Annotated in this window: 8 protein-coding genes; 2 read left to right on the plus strand and 6 right to left on the minus strand. The window is 74.5% G+C overall.

The window, feature by feature from the left end:
* Positions 1-121: 121 nt before the first annotated feature.
* From AC559T_RS25075 to AC559T_RS25085, 3 genes are read right to left on the minus strand one after another with little or no spacing between them, the layout of a single operon-like run.
* Positions 122-4,408, minus strand: coding sequence for a SpoIIE family protein phosphatase (locus tag AC559T_RS25075; protein ID WP_498870284.1), 4,287 nt, complete (start codon positions 4,406-4,408; stop codon positions 122-124).
* The gene (locus tag AC559T_RS25080; protein WP_498870285.1) at positions 4,405-7,158 is read right to left on the minus strand and encodes a bifunctional acetate--CoA ligase family protein/GNAT family N-acetyltransferase; all 2,754 of its coding nucleotides are present in this window, start codon (positions 7,156-7,158) and stop codon (positions 4,405-4,407) included. The genes AC559T_RS25075 and AC559T_RS25080 overlap by 4 nt, the downstream gene beginning before the upstream one ends.
* Positions 7,155-8,429: an acetoin utilization protein AcuC gene (locus AC559T_RS25085; RefSeq protein WP_498870286.1), complete on the minus strand. Its 1,275-nt coding sequence runs from the start codon at positions 8,427-8,429 to the stop codon at positions 7,155-7,157. Before AC559T_RS25085 ends, AC559T_RS25080 begins: the two co-directional genes overlap by 4 nt.
* Before the next feature lie 272 nt (positions 8,430-8,701).
* On the opposite strand from AC559T_RS25085, the gene AC559T_RS25090 reads away from it, so the two are divergent.
* Positions 8,702-10,300, plus strand: coding sequence for an acetoacetate--CoA ligase (locus AC559T_RS25090; protein WP_498870287.1), 1,599 nt, complete (start codon positions 8,702-8,704; stop codon positions 10,298-10,300).
* Positions 10,301-10,497: 197 nt separating this feature from the next.
* Here the strand turns inward: AC559T_RS25090 and AC559T_RS25095 are convergent, their stop codons facing one another.
* Positions 10,498-11,769 carry a sigma-70 family RNA polymerase sigma factor gene (locus AC559T_RS25095; RefSeq protein ID WP_498870288.1) on the minus strand — a complete coding sequence of 424 codons (1,272 nt, stop codon included), beginning with the start codon at positions 11,767-11,769 and terminating at the stop codon, positions 10,498-10,500.
* A 1,026-nt stretch (positions 11,770-12,795) separates the two neighbouring features.
* Positions 12,796-12,981 (minus strand): hypothetical protein, encoded by a 186-nt coding sequence (locus AC559T_RS25100; RefSeq protein WP_146776750.1) that lies wholly within the window; start codon positions 12,979-12,981, stop codon positions 12,796-12,798.
* Here AC559T_RS25100 and AC559T_RS25105 point away from each other — a divergent pair.
* On the plus strand, positions 12,974-14,650 hold the full coding sequence (locus AC559T_RS25105) for an amylo-alpha-1,6-glucosidase (RefSeq protein WP_498870289.1): 1,677 nt from the start codon (positions 12,974-12,976) through the stop codon (positions 14,648-14,650). The genes AC559T_RS25100 and AC559T_RS25105 overlap by 8 nt on opposite strands.
* A gap of 99 nt (positions 14,651-14,749) precedes the next feature.
* Here AC559T_RS25105 and AC559T_RS25110 read toward each other — a convergent pair whose 3' ends face one another.
* A complete protein-coding gene (locus tag AC559T_RS25110) occupies positions 14,750-17,788 on the minus strand; it encodes a vitamin B12-dependent ribonucleotide reductase (RefSeq protein ID WP_498870290.1) in 3,039 nt (1,012 codons plus the stop codon).
* Between the last annotated feature and the right edge of the window lie 445 nt (positions 17,789-18,233).

The following is an 18,233-nucleotide window of genomic DNA, read 5'->3' on the forward strand; positions in this document are numbered from 1 at the left end:
AGGCGGGTGGACCTGCCGGCGCGAACGCACCACCGTGCCCCCACCGGAGCACACCCGCCGGGCACAGCTCCGCCGCCCGTTGGGCGACGATCCCTCTCAGGTCGTCCAGCCGGGCTGGACGTCAGACCCGGCTCGGGTCGATCTCCGCCCACACCAGCTTGCCGTCGCCGACGGGCCGCACGCCCCAGCGCAGCGCGAGCCGGCCGACCAGATCGAGCCCGCGGCCGGTCTCGTCGTCGGGACCGGCCCGGCGGCGGCGGGGCATCCGGCCGCCCGCGTCGCCCACCTCGACCAGGATGCGCCGGGCACCATTACCTGCCGAACCGCCACCTGCCGAACCGCCACCTGCCGAACCGCCGCCCGCCGCACCGGCACCCGCCGGGCTCGACGCCGCCATCCGCCGTACCCGGACCGACAGCGGGGTCCGCCCGTGCACCAGCGCGTTGCCGACGAGCTCGGAGAGCACGAGCACCACGGTGTCGATCACCGGCGGCTCTGTCAGGGCGTTCTCCAGCGCCACCCGCACCTGCGCGCGGACCTGGCTGAGCCCCACCGAGGGATCGGCGGAGACGTCCAGCGGCTCGGCCAGCGGGTCCGGCACGGGCAGCCGGGCCAGCAGCAGCGCGACGTCGTCGCCGGGCGGCGGGCCGCCCGCGCCGACCCGCGCCGCGCAGGCGGCCCGGGCCAGGTCGTCGAGCCGGCCGTCCCACTCCTCGGCCGGGCGGGCCAGGACGGCGGCCAGGTTCGAGACCCCGGCGTCGATGTCCAGCCCGCGCCCGCGCACGAGTCCGTCGGTGAACAGGGCCAGCAGCGAGCCGGGCCCGAGCGAGACGGTGTACTCGGTCATCGCGTCGCAGGCGAGGCCGAGCGGGGTCGCGGCCGCCATGTAGAGCCGGGAGACCAGGCCGTCCGGGGCGACCACCAGGGGCGGCGGGTGCCCGGCGCTGGCGAGGGTCAGCAGTCCGGTGTCGGTCTCCACGACGGCGTAGATGCAGGTGGCGATCAGGTCCTCGCCGAGGTCGGCGACGAGCCCGTCGAGTTGGATGAGGACCTCGGCCGGTGGCAGGTCCAGCCGGGCGCAGGTGCGCACGGCGCTGCGGAGCTGCCCCATGAGAGCGGCAGCGCGCACACCGCGTCCCATCACATCGCCGATGACCAGCGCCACCCGCCCGGCGCCGAGGTCGATGACGTCGAACCAGTCGCCGCCGACCTGGTCGTCCTCGCCCGCGGGCAGGTACCGGGTGGCCAGGTCGAGGCCCGCCGGGGCCAGGGTGCGCGGCAGCAGCGCCTTCTGGAGCGCCAGCGCGTCGCCACCGTCGCGGCCACCGGCCTCGGCGCGTTCCAGGGCGGGCGCTGTGCGGGCCGCGACCTCGGTCAGGAAGGGCAGGTCGTCCGTGGTGAAGGCGGGGCGCTCACCGGCGGCGATCGCCGTCAGCACGCCGGCCGGGCGGCCCCGGAACGTGATCGGCACCGCCGCGGCGCTGTGCCCCTCGGCCTCCCGTACCCAGCGGGCCAGCTCGGGGGTCAGGGCGCCGTCCAGGAACGGGGCGTCGGGGCTGGCGGGCAGGAGCACGGGCGCGGCGCCGACGGCGACCGCGGCGAGCGGGCCCGCCCCCGGCAAAACAAGCGCGGGAGCACCGGGCGGCGCCGCGGCGGTGAGTCCGTCACGGGCCGCGAACACCGCCGGACGCGACCCCGGCAATCCGGGCCCGGGCGCTACGGACGTCTCGGTCTCGTCCGCGGGCGGCAGCAGGTGGATGACGCAGACGTCGGCGATCTCCCCGGCAACCGCCGCGGCCAGCGCCGACAGAGCACGCTCCGGGCTGGTGGCCGAGGCCACCGCCTCGCCCGCACGGGCGAGCTGCTCCAGCCTGCGCCGCGCGGCGCCCGCCGCCGACTGCTGGACGTCCGCCGCCGCCAGCGCCGCCGTCAGCTCGGCCTCGGCCTCGTCGCGGTCCCGCCGGCTGCGCGCGGTGTCGGCGGCCAGCCGCTCGAACAGGGTCGCGCGCTCGAGGGCCTGCGCGCACTGCTCGGCCATCGCCATCAGGAACGCCTGGTCGTCGGTGTCGAACTCGCGCGGCGAGGGGAACCCGAGGTGGAGGACGCCGAAGGGCACGTCGGTCGTCGCGAGCGGCAGCAGCGCCCAGGCGTGCTCCGGCCCCGACTCGACCGCGCCGAGCAGGTCGGCAACGGGCCAGCGCCCACCGAGCTCGTCGCGGCTGCGCAGGAACAGCGGCCGCCGGCCGCGGATGACCTCGGCGAGCGGGTGGATGGCGCCGAGCCCGACCTCCGACCAGCGCTCGGCGTACTGCGCCGAGGTGCCGACCAGGGAGCGGAACCGGAGCCGGTCGTCGCTCTCGTCGATCAGCGCCACGCCGCGGCCCACGGCGCGCGCGGCCCGCCCGCCGCTGTCGAGCACCGCCGCGACGACGTCGTCGACGGTCACCGCCCGGCCGAGGGCGGAGGTCAGCCTCCACGACTGCTCACGGCGCCAGGTTGCCTCGTCCGGCACGCCGTCCTGCGCGGGTCGCGGGTCGCGGGCGGAACGGGCCTCGGTGACGTCGGTCAGCACACCGATCCACTCGGCCTGCGGCCCGTCCACCACGGGCACCAGCCGGGCGGTGATCGTCCGATGTGTCCCGGTGACGTCCGGGACACCGAACTCGGCGTCGAACGGCTCGCGGCGCTCGATCGCGCCGTGCCAGGCCCGGGCGACCCGCTCGCGGTCATCGGGATGGATCGCGTCCAGCCAGCCGAAACCGGCGGCCTGCGCGCCGTTCTGGCCGGTGGCAGCGCGCCAGCGGCGCAGGTCGGTGTCGAGCGCGCCGTCCTCGCCGGCGTGGAAGACGTCCGCCGCGGTGGCCTCGCCCAGCGCCCGCTCCCGGCCGACGGCGCGGGCGTGGTCCCGCTCGGCGGTCTTCGCGCGGGTCGCGTCGAGGGCGACGAGGACCGCGCCGGCGCGGGCACCGAGCCGGTCGGTGGCCGGATACCAGCTCGCCGACCAGGTCTGGTTCGGCCCGGCGCCGCCGGTGGCGACTCCGATCTCGAGGTCGGTCACCGCCTCGCCCGTGCGCAGGACACGGGACAGCAGGCCGTCCATCTCCTGGCCGATCTCCCCGAGGAGCTCGGACATAGTGCGGCCCAGGTGCTCGGCGGCCGGGCGGCCGTTGAGCCGCGCGAGGACGTCGTTCACCCGGATGTAGCGGCCGCCGGCGTCGTACAGGGCGAGGCCGACGGGGGCCTGGTCGAACAGGGCCTCCCGCAGCGCCAGCCCGGCGAGATCCGCGCCCTCGGACGCCCCGCCACCGCCCGGGTGGGACGGCCCGGCCGGGACCGGCCCGTCGTGGCCCGCCCCGGTGGCACCGACTCCGCCCGGGCCGGCCCCGGGGCCGGGTTCGAGGGCCGGCGGCCCCCAGGGCGTACCAAAGTCAGACGACGCCGGCCCGTGCGGCGGTTGCCCGGGTGGGAAGCCGGGTGTGACCGCGAAACCGGGCCCGAAGTCGCCGGGGAAACCGCGCTCGCCACCGGGCGACGCGGACGCCACAGGCCCGGCCTGCCCGTGCGCGGACGGAACCTGCCCAGACGACGCAGGCCCGTCCACCGGGAGCCCGGACAGCTCCTGTCCGGGCGGTTCCTGCCCGGCAGCGGCCTGCCCTGCAGGTGTGGATCCCGACGGCGGGAACTCGGACGACGGCGCGGCCACGGTCGGCGGCGGTGCCGGCGGAGCGGACTCCCCCGGCGGGGGCACCGGCGGCGCCGGCGTGTTCTCGCCCGCGGGCGGTGACACCGACGGCGGCGGCCCCGGGATCAGCCCGGCCAGCGGCACGATGTCCGGCGATGAACCGGCGGGAACGCCTGCGGCGGGTAGCTGTCCCACTCCCCCGGACCCGGCGGACGGCGGCTCGCCCGGCGGCGGCGAGCCGGGCGGGGGCGGCGGCAGGCCGATCGAGGACGCCAGCGCCGGCGCGTCGCCGTCCCCCACGAGGGGCTCCCATTCGGAGGGCGTCCCCCGCGGGCCGGCGGGCATCGCCCCGCCGGTGACGTCAGCGTAGGAAGGCCAGCCGACCGGCCCGCCGGCCCAGCTGTTCCCACCCGCCCACTCGGAACCGGGAGCGCCGAGCCCGCCCAGGCCACCAAGCGCACCCGGCCCGCCGACGTCCCCCGGCCCACCAAGACCACCCGGCCCACCAAGACCACCCGGGCCGCCGAGACCACCCGGGCCACTCAGACCGCCGAGACCGTTGAGACCGTTGAGACCGCCGGAACCGTTGAGACCGCCGCGGCCGCCGGGACCCGTCGGGTCCGGACCACCCGTCCCGGACTGCCCGTCGCCAGTGGCGTCATGGGCCTGCACGTCAGGGCCGGCGGACGGCCGGCCGGCGGGCTGCGCGGAGTACGGCGTGGTCATGGCAGACGATTGTGGACGGTGGGGACACGTTGTGCCGAACCGGCCCGGGGCTCCGGCCTGGCCGGCAGGTCCGCGACGGGGCGCCAGAACCGGCGCGGACCGGCGTCCGCGCGAGGGGTTGGCGGTGCTAGGACGATGTCCGCGGACAGCACGCTCACCCGGTCCACCGAGACGATCACGGGCTCGAGTGTGAGGTGCTTCACCCCGCCGATGTCATCCACGAGGCGGGCCAGCCGCAGGAGCAGATCCTCGAGCGCGGCGACGTCCACCGGCTCGGCGCCGCGGTAGCCGAACAGCAGCGGCGCCGCGCGCACCGAGCGGACAAGGCGCGCGGCGTCGGCGTCGGTCAGCGGGAGGATGTGGTGCACCCGGTCACCCAGCAGCTCGGTGGCCGGGCCGGCCAGCCCGAACGACACCAGCGGGCCGAACCGGGGATGCTGCTCGGCTCCGGCGACCACCGCGACCCCGCCGGGGACCATCCGCTGCGCGACGATCGGCGCGCCCGGCCCGAGCCGCTCGGCCAGCGAGCGCCACGCGGCGTGCACGGCCGCCGGGTCGGGCAGGTCCAGGCGCTGCCCCCCGAGGTCCGGCCGGTGCCGGTACCCGTCGGACAGCGCCTTGAGCACCACGGGCCAGCCGAGCAGGGCGGCGGCCTCGACCGCCTCATCAGCGCCGCCGACGACCCGGCGGGGCACCACCTCGATGCCGTAGCAGGCCAGGAGCTCGCCGGCCGCGCCATCGGTGAGGCGGCCGGTCGTCCCCGCCACGAGCCGGCGGGCCTCCTCGGCCCGCACCTGGGTGGCCGGCACCGCCCCGGAGGGCAGGGCCCGCCAGTGGGCGTAGCCGACGGCCCGGCGCAGCGCCGCGACCGCACCCTCGGGCGAGGGATAGGCCGGTATCGCGCCGAGCTCCGGCGACGCCTCCGTGGCCCGCACGGTCGCCAGCAGGGGCACCCGCACCAGCGGCGCGGCGGCGGCGGCGCCGATTCCCGCGGCCACGCCGACTCCCGCGGCCGCGAGGCCGGGCAGCGACGACGGCAGCCGCACCGCGATCACGAGCAGGGCGTCCACCTCGGCCGAGGCCGAGACGAGAGCGTCGCGGAACGCCTCGGCGGTGCTGCCGACCGGCAGCAGCACCTCCCGCACCGCGAGCCCGGCCGCGTCGGCCGCCCGGGCGGTGAACCGCACCAGGGCCCGCGAGTCGCCGACCACGGCGACCCGGTTGCCCCCCGGCAGCGGCTGGTTGGCGAGCAGCAGCGCCACGTCCAGGCCCTGCGAGACCCGGTCGACGCCGATCACCCCGGCCTGGCGCAGCAGGGCCTCGTCCAGCGGGGTGCGCTCGGAGAGCACGACCACGATCGGGGTGTCGCGGCCGAGCCGGCGCGCCAGCCGGGCGAACTTGCGCGGGTTCCCGAAGGTCTCCAGGTGCATCAGCGCCACACCCGTGGACGGGTCCGCCTCCCAGTACTGCAGGAGATCATTGCCGCTGACGTCCGCACGGTCGCCCGCGGAGACGAAGACCGAGAACCCCAGCCGACGGCCCGCGGCGGCCTCCAGCAGCGCCCCGCCGAGCGGCCCGGACTGCGAGTAGCAGCCGATGCGGCCGGCCGGCGGCATCCGCTCGACCAGCGAGGCGTTCAGCCCCACCGCCGGGTTCTGGATGCCGAGGCTGGCCGGGCCGACCACCCGCATACCGTTCGCGCGGGCGTCGGAGGCGAGCCGCGCGTCGGCGGCGTCGTCCCGCTGGTCGGTCACCACGACCAGACCGCGCACGCCGTGCCGGCCGCAGGCGGCGACGACCGCCGGGATCACCTCCGCGGACACGCAGAGCACCGCGAGGTCGACGGGCCGCGGCGTGTCCTCCACCGAGGCGTACGCCCGGACCGAGGCGACGGCGCCCTCCCCCGCCGCGGCGGCCGGGTTGACCGGGTACACCGGGCCGTCGAAGCCGCCGGCGAGCAGGTTGCGCAGGACGATGTTGCCCAGCGAGGAGCGGTCCCGGCCGGCGCCGACGACCGCGATGGCCCTGGGGTGCAGCAGTCGGTTCATCGACGCGGCCTCGGCCCGGTGCTCCCGGGCGCGCATGACGTCCACCGAGCGGGCCGTCGGCGCGATGTCGAACGACAGCCGGACCCCGCCGGACTCCCAGGTGCGCGCCACGGTGTAGCCGGCGTCGAGGAACACCCGGATCATCTGCTGGTTCTCGCTGAGGACGTCGGCGTCGAAGCGGCGCACCCCGCGCTCGGCCGCGGCCGCGGCCAGGTGCTCCAGCAACACCGAGCCGAGCCCGCGGCCCTGCTGGGCGTCCTCGACGAGGAAGGCGACCTCCGCGTCGGGCGCCGGACGGCCATCGGCGCCCCCGCGGCTTCCGGCAGCGTCAGGGGTGCTGGTGGTGTCGGGGGTGCCGGGGGCGTTCGGTGGACCGGCCGCGTCCGCGGCAGAGCGGGGGCGGCCCTCCCAGTGCGCGAGGGCGACGATCTCGCCACTGATCAGCGCCACCAGGGCACCGCGGACCCACTGATCGACGTTGGTCGTCCGGGCGATGTCCTCGTCGCTGAGCCCGCGCCGGACGTTGAAGTACCGGAAGTAGATCGTCCGCTGGGACAGCCGGGACCAGAACGGCCGCAGCAGCGCCCCGTCCGACGGCCGGATCGGACGGATGTGCGCCGTCCCGCCGTCCGACAGGATGACGTCGGCCTCCCAGTGGGCGGGGTAGTCGCGCGGCAGGCCAGGATCGGGGCCGGCGTTCACCGGTCCACGAGCGGGTCGAGCCCGTGCGGCGGGAGCACCGCGCTGCGGGTCTGCGCGACCGAGCGGTCCAGCGGGTCGTCGGGGTCGCCCTCGCCGGCGTCCCACGGGTGGTAGGCGGCCGGGGCGCCGTCGCCGAAGGTCGACGGCATCCCGGCGGCGCCGACCGAGTCGTGGCCCGTCGCCGCGCGGACCCGGGCCGGGGCCGCGGCGACCCACTCCTCGGGCAGCGCCCGGGCCGCGTCCAGCGGGGTGTGCGCGGCGATCGCGACGAGCTGCGTCCAGGCCCGCGGCACGACGGCGTCCAGGGCGTAGCCGCCGCCGCCGCAGGCCAGCCAGCGCCCGCCGCACACCTCGTGGGCCAGCTGGTGCAGCGCCTCGTAGGAGGCGCGCTGGCCGTCGAGGGAGAGCCGCAGGTCGGCCAGCGGGTCGAGCGCGTGCGTGTCGCACCCGTGCTGGGTGACCAGGACCTGCGGGCGGAACGCGCGCAGCATCACCGGGACCACCCCGGAGAACGCGCGCAGCCAGCCGGCGTCGCCCGTCCCGGGCGGCAGCGCAACGTTCACCGCCGTGCCCTCGGCGTCACCCGTGCCGACCTCCCGGGCGAAACCGGTGCCGGGGAACAGCGACCGCCCGCTCTGGTGCAGCGAGATCGTGAGCACCCGCGGATCGTCGTAGAAGGCCGCCTGGACGCCGTCGCCGTGGTGCACGTCGATGTCGACGTAGGCGACCCGGCTCGCGCCGGCGGACAGCAGCCAGGCGATCGCGACGGCCGGATCGTTGTAGACGCAGAACCCGCTGGCCGAGCCGCGCATCGCGTGGTGCAGGCCCCCGGCCAGCGACACCGCGTGCTGGTGGGTGCCCTTCCACACCGCCTCGGCGGCGGCGAGCGTCCCGCCGGTCACCAGCGCGGCGGCGGCGTGCATCCGGTCGAAGACCGGGTTGTCGGCGGTGCCCAGCCCGAAGCGGCCCGCCAGCAGCGACCCGGCCCGCGACCCCGACGACGCCACGCGCACCGCACTGAGATAGGCGGGGTCGTGGACGAGCTCGATCAGGTCGTCGCCGGCCATCCCCGCAGAGGCGACGGTGATCCCCGGGGCGTCGAGCAGGCCGACGGCGCCGGCGAGATCCATCGTCAGCGCGAGCCGCACCGGGTGCAGCGGATGGGTCGGGCCGAAGTCGTAGTCGAGCATCGCCCTGTCCCAGACGAGGAGGGCCTGCCCACCCGCTCCGGGCGCGGCCGGCGAGGTCTCGGTGTTCGCGGACGTGCTCACACGACGACGGTAGCTCCGCGCGACGCCCCGCACGACTGTCCTGACGACACCCGCTGTGGCCGGAACAACCGTCCCGGCCGCGTGAGCGGGGGCCGACGCCGGGCCGGCGCGCCGGCGACACTGTGGACGGACGTCCAACCCGGGACACATTAGGGTCAGATCACGTGGCCGCAGACGAAGGACCGAAACACGACGAACCACGCGATGGGCGGGACGGCGGTGCGGGCCCGAGCGGACCGGGTGGCCCCCCGCGTCGGGTCGGCGAGGGCACCGTGCTGTGGGAGCCCCCGCCGCGACGGGTTGCCGAGGCCTCGGTGACGAGGTACCGGGAGTGGCTGGCGGACGAACACCAGCTGCGCATCGCCGACTCCACCCGGCTACGGCTGTGGGCCGAGGCCGAACCCGGCCGGTTCTGGGACTCGATCTGGGAGTTCTGCGCCGTCGAGGGTGACCGCGGCGACGGGCCGGCGCTGACCGGCGCGGCCGTGCCCGACGCCCGCTGGTTCCCGACGGCCCGGGTCAACTACGCGGAGAACGCGCTCACCCGGCACGGCCCGGCCCCGGCGATCATCGCTGTCCGGGAGGACGGCGCGACCGCGGTGGTGAGCTGGGACGAGCTGCGCCGGCAGGTGGCACGGGCCGCCGCCGGGCTGCGCCGGCTCGGGGTCAGGCCCGGCGACCGGGTCGGAGCGGTGCTGCCGAACACGGTGCACGCGGTGGTGGCGATGCTGGCGACGGCGAGCGTCGGGGCGGTGTGGGCGTCGTGCTCACCGGATCTCGAACCGGCCGCGCTCGCCGAGCGGTTCATCCAGATCACCCCGCGGGTGCTCATCGGCGTCGACGGGTACACCCGCGGCGGCCAGGGCTACGACGCGATCCCGCCGCTGGCCGACCTGGCCCGGCGCCTGCCCAACCTGGCGGCCACGGTGCTGGTGCCCTACCTGTCCGCCGACGCCTACCCGCGGGCGGCGAGCGCAGACCTGCCGGGCCTGCTCACCTGGGACGACCTGCTCGCCGCCGAGGCGGAGCCGGCCTTCACCCGGCTGCCGTTCGACGCGCCGCTGTGGATCCTGTTCGCCGACGAGATCGCCGGCCCGCCCAGGCCGGTCGTCCACGGGCACGGCGGGATCCTGCTGGAACACCTGAAGTCGCTGGTGCTGCACCTCGATCTCGGCCCGGACGACCGCTTCTGCTGGTACGGCACGACCAGCGGCATGATGTGGAACTACCAGGTCTCCGGGTTGCTCACCGGCGCGACGATCGTGCTCTACGACGGCAGCCCGAGCCACCCGGACGTGTCCATCCTGTGGCGGCTCGCCGAGGCGGTGGACGTCACCTGCCTGGGCGTCTCCGTGGCCCTCGTCGAGGCCTGCCGGCGGGTCGGGCTGGTGCCGGGCCGCGTCGCGGATCTCTCGCTGTTGCGCACGGTCGGTGCGTTCGGGGCCCCGTTCATCCCCGAGGCCGGTGCCTGGGTCTACGACACGGTGAGCCCGTCGGTGGCCTTCGTCGCCATGAGCGGCGGCACGGAGGTCTGCACCGCGCTGGTCACAGGGCTGCCGACCGACCCGGTGCGGGCCGGCGAGGCGGGCCGTGCGCTGGGGTGCGCGGTGGCCGTCGTGGACCCGTCCGGCCGGGAGGTGCCCGGTGGCGGTGCCGGGGAGCTGGTCGTCACCGCGCCGATGCCGTCGGCGCCCCTGTTCGTGTGGGGCGACCCGACCGGCTCGTGGCTGCTCCAGAAGCACCTGGCGAGGTTCCCGGGCTGGTGGTGGCAGGGCGAGCGCGCGCGGATGACGCAGGCCGGCGGGATCGCCGTCGACGGTCCGCTGGACGCCCTCGCCGCGCCCACCGGCGCACGCACCGCCGGCGCATAGGCAGGGCAGCGCAGGGACGCGCAGGCGGACGGCACAGGCAGACAAAGGGAAAAGCCGGATCCTCGCCTTCAGGCGAAGATCCGGCCTCCGACCACCCCTGCCGGAGCGGGACCGTATGGCCCACACCCCGGGCGGTCATGGGTGCCGGCCCGCGATGCCGGCGCCCACACGACGACCTCGTCCCAGACGCCGGCTCCTCAGTCGAGGAACTCGCGCAGCCTTCCGGCCACGGCCGGCTTGCGCAGCTCCCGCAGCGTGTCCCGTTCGATCTGGCGGATGCGCTCACGGGTGAGCCCGAGCCGGTTGCCGACCTCGGCGAGGGTGTGCTGCTTCCCGTCGGCGAGCCCGAAACGCAGCCGCATGACCTCGCGCTCACGAGGGTTCAGCGCACCGAGGACGTTGTCGATCTCGTCCTGCATGGCGCCGTAGGAGGCGGCGTCGGCGGGCGACGTCGCGTCCGAGTCCTCGATGAAGTCGCCGAGCACGGAGTCGCCGTCGTCACCGACGGACGTCTCCAGGCTGACCGTGTCCTGCGCGTAGCGGCGCAGTTCGACGACCTGCTCGATCGGCATGTCCAGCTCGAGCGCGAGCTCCTCGTCCGTCGGCTCGCGGCCGAGGGTCGAGACAAGCTGGCGCTGCAGCCGGGTGATCTTGTTGATCTGCTCGACCACGTGCACCGGGATACGGATCGTGCGGGCCTGGTCGGCCAGCGCGCGGCCGATCGCCTGCCGGATCCACCAGGTGGCGTAGGTGGAGAACTTGTAGCCCTTCGCGTAGTCGAACTTCTCGACCGCGCGGATCAGACCCAGGTTCCCCTCCTGGACGAGGTCCAGCAGCGTCATACCCCGGCCGCTGTACTTCTTGGCGACCGACACCACCAGGCGCAGGTTGGCCGAGACCAGCTGCTGCTTGGCAGCCTGGCCGTCGGTGACCAGCACGCCGAGATCCCGGCGCAGGTCGTCGGCCAGGTCCTGGTCGGTGTCGAGCTTGTGCTCGGCGAACAGGCCCGCCTCGACGCGCTTGGAGAGCTCGACCTCCTGAGCGGCGTTGAGCAGCGGGACCTTGCCGATCTCCCGCAGGTACATGCGGACGAGGTCGGCGGTGCCGGCGTGGTCGGCGACCGTGCGGCCGGCGGCCGGAGCGCCGGGGGTGACGCGCTCCTCTTCTTCTTCGACGAGGTCGATCCCGGCGGCACCCAGGCGGGAGATCAGCGCGGGCAGCAGCTCGACGCCGATGTCGGCGGCCTCGAGAGCCTCACGGAGCTCGGAACGGCTGAGCTCGCCGGTCTCGCGGCCACGCGCGATGAGTTCCGCGACGGCGGAGACGTCGAGCTCGTCGAGCTCGTCGGGGACCGCGGCCAGCGTGCGGCTTGGAGTGTTACGGACAGGAGAAGCGGAGCGACGGGTACGCCGCGGGCGCGGGCGTGACTCGTCGGTGCGCTCGGCTAGTTCCAGGGCAGGCAGCGTCATCAGTGGCAGATCCGATGGTCGGTGCGGGTGGGTCGTCTAGTTGCTTGCACGAGAGGTAACGACTGAACAGACGCAACCATTCCCCGTGAAGGCACAGCCGGACGTCAGCGATCGCCGGGCCTACTGGGAAGTGTAGACCCCTGCCATCGGGCCGCTGAACCCGCTGTCGCGAAGACTACCTGGCAGATCGTGTGCTGTGGCGGGAACGAGCAACTATCTCGACGACGCGCGACGTTCACCCTCGACTATCGGTGACCTTTCACAACGGAGAGTGGTTACCGTGACACCTTAGGGAGCGCAATCCAGAGATCGGCGTCACCTTCACCGTGTTCGCGCGAGGGTACGGCGCCTCGCACGGTCACGCGACGGACTCCTTCCTCGACCCGGCCGGACGGCGCGGAGACGAATCGGATTACCGGCAGACCACGGCACTACCCGGTGGGCGCCCCTTCACGCACCCCCATGTGGTCCGGTTCGCCGATGTGGCGCGGGCCACGAGAAGCGATGGCCCGTCGACGGGCGAGCCCGACTCGCCCACGGACCGGCGCGGCGGCGGCACACCCCGCGGCGAACGCGCGACGCACACCGACCGCACCACCCCTCGCACCATCTGCGCACACCGCGCGGCCCACGCCGAGCACCGCGCCCGTAACACCGGTCACGCCAGCCCCGACGCACACCCCGCTCGCCACCGAACGGGATTTCCTCCCGTGGCCGGCGAGCCCTCCCGGAGCCGCCCGCCACGCGGCCGACCGGCAGCGAAGATCTTTTCGCCAGCCGACCAATAATTACCCTACGTAGCGAACCGCGGATCGCCCCGGAACGACGCGAAGAAGTTCGGGACGTGCGTGGCGGGCCGGGCCCGACAGCCGCCGGCGGCCCGGACATGCCCTCCGAACCGGACTTTTTCCTGCGCCGCCGGCCCGGAAACCGCGCGGAGCACCAGCTCGGTAACCCCACGGCAACGGCATCCCGTTAGCCGGGCCACACCGGGCACCCCCACCAGGCGAGTACGCCGCGTGACCGCTACTCTCTCACGATGTCGGTCTCCCCGATGCCCGCGCCAGCCACATCCAGCTCCAACCCACCCGCCGCCACGCCCAGCACCGCGACCGGCGCCGCGCCCGCGACCGTGCCCGACAGCACGACCACCGCGGCGCCGCGGAGGACACAAGCGGACCATCCGGGCGTACCACCGTCGGTGGTGGGCACGGGCACCAACCGGCCACCCTCGGACCACGCGGCGGTCGCCTCGCCGGTCGCCCCCGCCGCACGCGCCGGGAGCGCCGACCCGGCCGGCACCACCGATGTGAGCCCCATAACTGCCGGCGCCGGCGGTCCCGGTACCCACACCAACGGGCACGGCGGACCCGGCGCGGCCGTCGCACCGGTCGCACCCGGCACAGTCGTCGCATCCGGCACAGTCGTCGCACCCGACACAGCGGTGGACGCCCGCGCGGGCGCCGCGTCGGGCGGGGCGATCTCGCCGCCGGCCGCGGAAACCCCCCTGTCGGCGGACATCGCCGCGGTGCGCGAGACGGCCGTGGCGGTGCTGCGCGCCAACGACCTTGGTGACATCACCCGGCCGTCGCCGACGCTCTACCCGCACCAGTGGCTGTGGGACAGCTGCTTCATCGCCATCGGCCTGCGCCACCTCGACCCGGCGCGTGCCGCCGCCGAGCTGCTCTCGCTGCTGCGCGGCCAGTGGCCCGGCGGCATGATCCCGCACGTGATCTTCGCCGAGACGACCGACTACTACCACGCGGGTCCGCAGCGCTGGCGCTGCGACCGGGTCTGCACGACCGCCGGCGGGGTCCAGTCGACCGGCGTCACCCAGCCGCCGATGATCGCCGAGGCGGCCGTGCGGGTGGGCCAGGCGATGAGCAGGGAGGACCGGGCCGACTTCTACCGGCGGCTCGCACCGGGCCTGGTGCGCTTCCACGAGTGGCTCTACCGCGAGCGCGACCCCGACGACACCGGCCTGGTGACGCTGGTCCACTCCTGGGAATCCGGGATGGACAACACCCCCACCTGGATGGAGATGACCAAGCCGGTCGCTCCCCGGGCGGTGCGCGCGCTGCGCCGGATCAACGGCGACGACGCGCTCGACGCCCTGCGCCGCGACTCCAAGGAGGTGCCACCGGACGAGCGGCTGACCTCGGCGGACCTGTTCACGCTCTACCGGATCGTCCGCGAGCTGCGCCGCAGCCGGTACGACTTCCGGACGATCCGCTCCACCTTCGTCCCGCTCGTGCAGGACGTGGCCTTCAACGCGATCCTGGCCCGGGCCAACGAGCATCTCGAGACGATCGCGGCCGAGGCCGGGGTGCGCATCCCGCGCTGGCTGTCCCGTTCGATGCGCCGGACCCGCTCGGCCCTTAACGAGCTGTGCTCGGACGGTGTCTACTACAGCCGGAACTTCCGCACCGGCGAGCTGCTGCGCCACCACACCATCGCCGGCTTCCTGCCGCTGTACGCGGGCGTGGTGCCGGAGTCCCAGGTGGACGACATGGTGGACACGCTCATGTCACCGCGGTACTGGGCCCAGTACGGCATCGCCAGCGTGCCGACCGACGACCCCGCCTTCCTGCCTCGCTGCTACTGGCAGGGCCCGGTGTGGGTCAACATGAACTGGCTGATCGCGGACGGCCTGGACCGCTACGGCCGGACCGAGGCCGCCGCCGCGATCCGCCGCAACACCCTCGACGTGATCGTGTCGTCGGGATCGATGTACGAGTACTACTCACCGCTCGACGGTTCCGGCGCCGGCAGCAACCGCTTCTCCTGGACGGCCGCCCTGCTGGTGGACATGCTCGACAACGGCGCCCGCCCGACCTCCCGGGCCCAGGCGGCCATCCCCACCACCCGCACCCCCGCCTGACGGACGGAACCCGCAGGCCGCTGACGGCCGCCGGCGAGGTGAGGTGTCCCAGCGACTCGATGTGCCGCTGGGACACCTCACTTCTGGCTACGGGAGAGGTCAGCTGCAACCGCTGGTGGAGCCGCACTGCTCGCAGACGTAGCAGCTGCCGGCCGGGCGCATGTGCACACCGCAGGTGAAGCAGAGCGGCGCGTCGACCACCGTCTGGGCGGTCAGCGAACCGCCCGGCATGGCCAGCCGCAGCTCCTGCACGACCAGCTCCGGCCCGCCGCCCACGCCCGGTCCGGCCGCCGCCGGTCCGGCCGCCACCGGCGCTGACCCGGCCGGCGCCACACCGGCGCTGGCTGCCGGGGCCGAGCTGCCCTCGACCGGGGCGGACGCCCGCAGCGACTCGATGTCGATCTCCGGCTCCGCCGCCACGGCCGGGCCGCCGCCGGCCTGGTCGGACAGCCGCCGCGTCCGCTCCGAGGCGGACAGGATGCCCAGCTCCGCGCGCTGCTCCTCGGTCAGGTAGTCCAGGGCCAGCCGGCGGAACAGGTAGTCCATGATCGACTGGGCGATCCGCACGTCCGGGTCGTCGGTCATACCGGCCGGCTCGAACCGCATGTTGATGAACTTGCTGACGTAGGCCTCCAGCGGCACGCCGTACTGCAGCGCGATGGACACCGCGATCGAGAACGCGTCCATCACACCGGCGAGGGTGGAGCCCTGCTTGGACATCTTGATGAAGACCTCGCCGAGGCCGTCGTCCGGGTAGGAGCCGGCGGTCATGTACCCCTCGGCGCCACCGACGCTGAACGAGACGGTCTGCGACGGGCGTGTCTTCGGCAGCCTGCGGCGGACGGGCCGGTGCTCACCGGGCCCGGCCGGCCAGTGCGGGCCGGGAGCGCCGGGGCCGACCGCGGGCTGCGCCGCCGCGGCGGACGGCGCCGCTGCCCCTGCCGCTACCGCGGCCGCGGCCGCTCCGGCGGCGGCCCGGGCGGCCACGTCGGAGGCCACCTCGGCCGCCGCGTCGGCGTCCCGCTTCGCGCCCTTCACATCCGTCAGTGGCTGGCCGACCTTGCAGTTGTCCCGGTAGATCGCGAGGGCCTTGAGGCCGAGCCGCCATCCCTCGAGGTAGATCTCCTCGACCTCGGCGACGGTGGCCGTCGCCGGCATGTTCACCGTCTTGGAGATGGCGCCGGAGAGGAACGGCTGGACGGCGGCCATCATCCGGACGTGGCCCATCGGGCTGATCGCGCGGTCCCCGATGGCGCAGTCGAACACCTCGTAGTGCTCGGTGCGCAGGCCGGGGGCGTCAACGACGTGGCCGTGCTCGGCGATGTACTCGACGATCGCCTCGATCGTCTCCTCGGCGTATCCCAGCGCGCGCAGCGCCGCGGGCACCGTCTGGTTCACGATCTTCATGCTGGCCCCGCCGACCAGCTTCTTCATCTTCACCAGGGCCAGGTCCGGCTCGATCCCGGTGGTGTCGCAGTCCATCGCCAGGCCGATCGTCCCGGTCGGGGCCAGCAGGCTGACCTGGGCGTTGCGCCAGCCGTGCTTCTCCCCCACCGACAGCGCGCGCTCCCACTCCTTCGAGGCCGCGGTGATCAGGCGGGCCTCCTCCGCGTGCACGGTGCGCACGGCGTCGTTCGCCGCCGAGTGCTTGCGCACGACCCGCCGGTGGGCGTCGGCGTTGCGGGCGAAGCCGTCGTAGGCCCCGACGGTGCCGGCGAGCTCCGCCGAGCGGCGGTAGGCGGTGGCGGTCATCAGCGAGGTGATCGCGGCGGCGAGCGCCCGGCCCCCGTCGGAGTCGTACGCGCGGGCGCTGGCCATGAGCAGCGCGCCCAGGTTGGCGTACCCGATACCGAGCTGCCGGTACGCCCGGGTCACCTTGGTGATCTCCGGGGTCGGGAAGTCCGCGAAGCAGATCGAGATGTCCATCGCCGTGATGATCAGCTCGACGGACGCGACGAACGTCTCGGTGTCGAAGGTGCGGTCCGGCCGCAGGAACTTCATCAGGTTCAGCGAGGCCAGGTTGCAGCTCGAGTTGTCCAGGTGGACGTACTCCGAGCACGGGTTCGACGCGGAGATCCGGCCGGACTCCGGGCAGGTGTGCCAGTCGTTGATCGTGCCGTCGTACTGGATGCCCGGGTCGGCGCACTCCCAGGCAGCCTGGGAGATCGTGCGGAACAGCCCGCGGGCGTCCACCGACTCGATCACCCGGTTGTCGAGACGCGCCCGCAGGTCGAAGGACGTCCCGTCGACCACGGCGCGCATGAACTCGTCGTTGACCCGCACCGAGTTGTTGGCGTTCTGGTACTGCACCGAGGCGATGTCGCGCCCGCCGAGGTCCATGTCGAACCCGGCGTCGCGCAGCGCGCGGATCTTGTCCTCCTCACGCGCCTTGGTTTCGACGAACTCGACGACGTCGGGATGGTCGACGTCGAGGACGACCATCTTCGCCGCGCGCCGCGTCGCCCCGCCCGACTTGATGGTGCCCGCCGAGGCGTCGGCGCCGCGCATGAAACTGACCGGGCCGGACGCGGTGCCGCCGGAGGAGAGGAGCTCCTTCGAGGAGCGGATTCGGGAGAGGTTGAGACCGGCACCGGAGCCGCCCTTGAAGATCAGGCCCTCCTCCCGGTACCAGTTGAGGATCGACTCCATGGTGTCGTCCACTGCGAGGATGAAGCACGCCGACACCTGCTGCGGCGCGGCCGTCCCGACGTTGAACCAGACCGGGGAGTTGAAGCTGAAGACCTGGTGCAGCAGCATCCAGGTCAGCTCGTGCTCGAAGATCTCGGCGTCGCTCTCCGACGCGAAGTAGCCGTGCTCGCGGCCGGCCGCGCCGTAGCGGAGCACGACCCGGTCGATGAGCTGGCGCAGCGACGACTCCCGATCGGGCGAGCCGAGCGCGCCGCGGAAGTACTTGCTGGCGACGATGTTGGAGGCGTTGACCGACCAGGCGGTCGGGAACTCCACCCCACGTTGCTCGAAGTTGACCGATCCGTCCCGCCAGTTCGTCATGACGACGTCGCGGGACTCCCACTCCACCTCGTCGTAGGGGTGGACTCCAGGCGTGGTGCGAACCCGCCGGATCTTCAGCCCGGCCACCTTCGCGGCCGATCTGTTCCCCTTGCCGCGGGTCTCGGTCATAGCGCTCCTCGTGTTCGCGTTCGATGGGTTCAAACAGCGGCCACCGGACTTACGTGCCCGGATCAGGCCTGGTCAGGCATGGTCCCGGGCAGGTCCGGCCCGGCGCCGGCAGTGCAGGGCGGGATGGCCGGATCAGCTGTTCCGCTGATCGGCCGGGGCGTACGTGGGGTCTGGGACGGTATGTGGGGCCTGAGGCCGTGCCGGATCTGGCGGGCACGGCGGCGTATCCGAGGTGGCCGGTCCGGCTGGTGGCGCTCGATGCCCGTGGCCGCGCCGGACGGGATCGGGTCGGGGGCGGGGCAGGGGCACTGGTGGTCGGGTCCGAACATCAGGTGCAAAGGTGCTGGCCGCGGCGCATGCGCCGATGCCTGTATTACGTGCGCCGCGGGCGGCTCCCGTGGCCTCGCGCAGTACACGGACCACCGCGGCTCCGAGACCGGTGTGG

It is taken from the genome of Frankia sp. Hr75.2 (assembly GCF_949319125.1).
Taxonomy (GTDB): domain Bacteria; phylum Actinomycetota; class Actinomycetes; order Frankiales; family Frankiaceae; genus Parafrankia; species Parafrankia soli.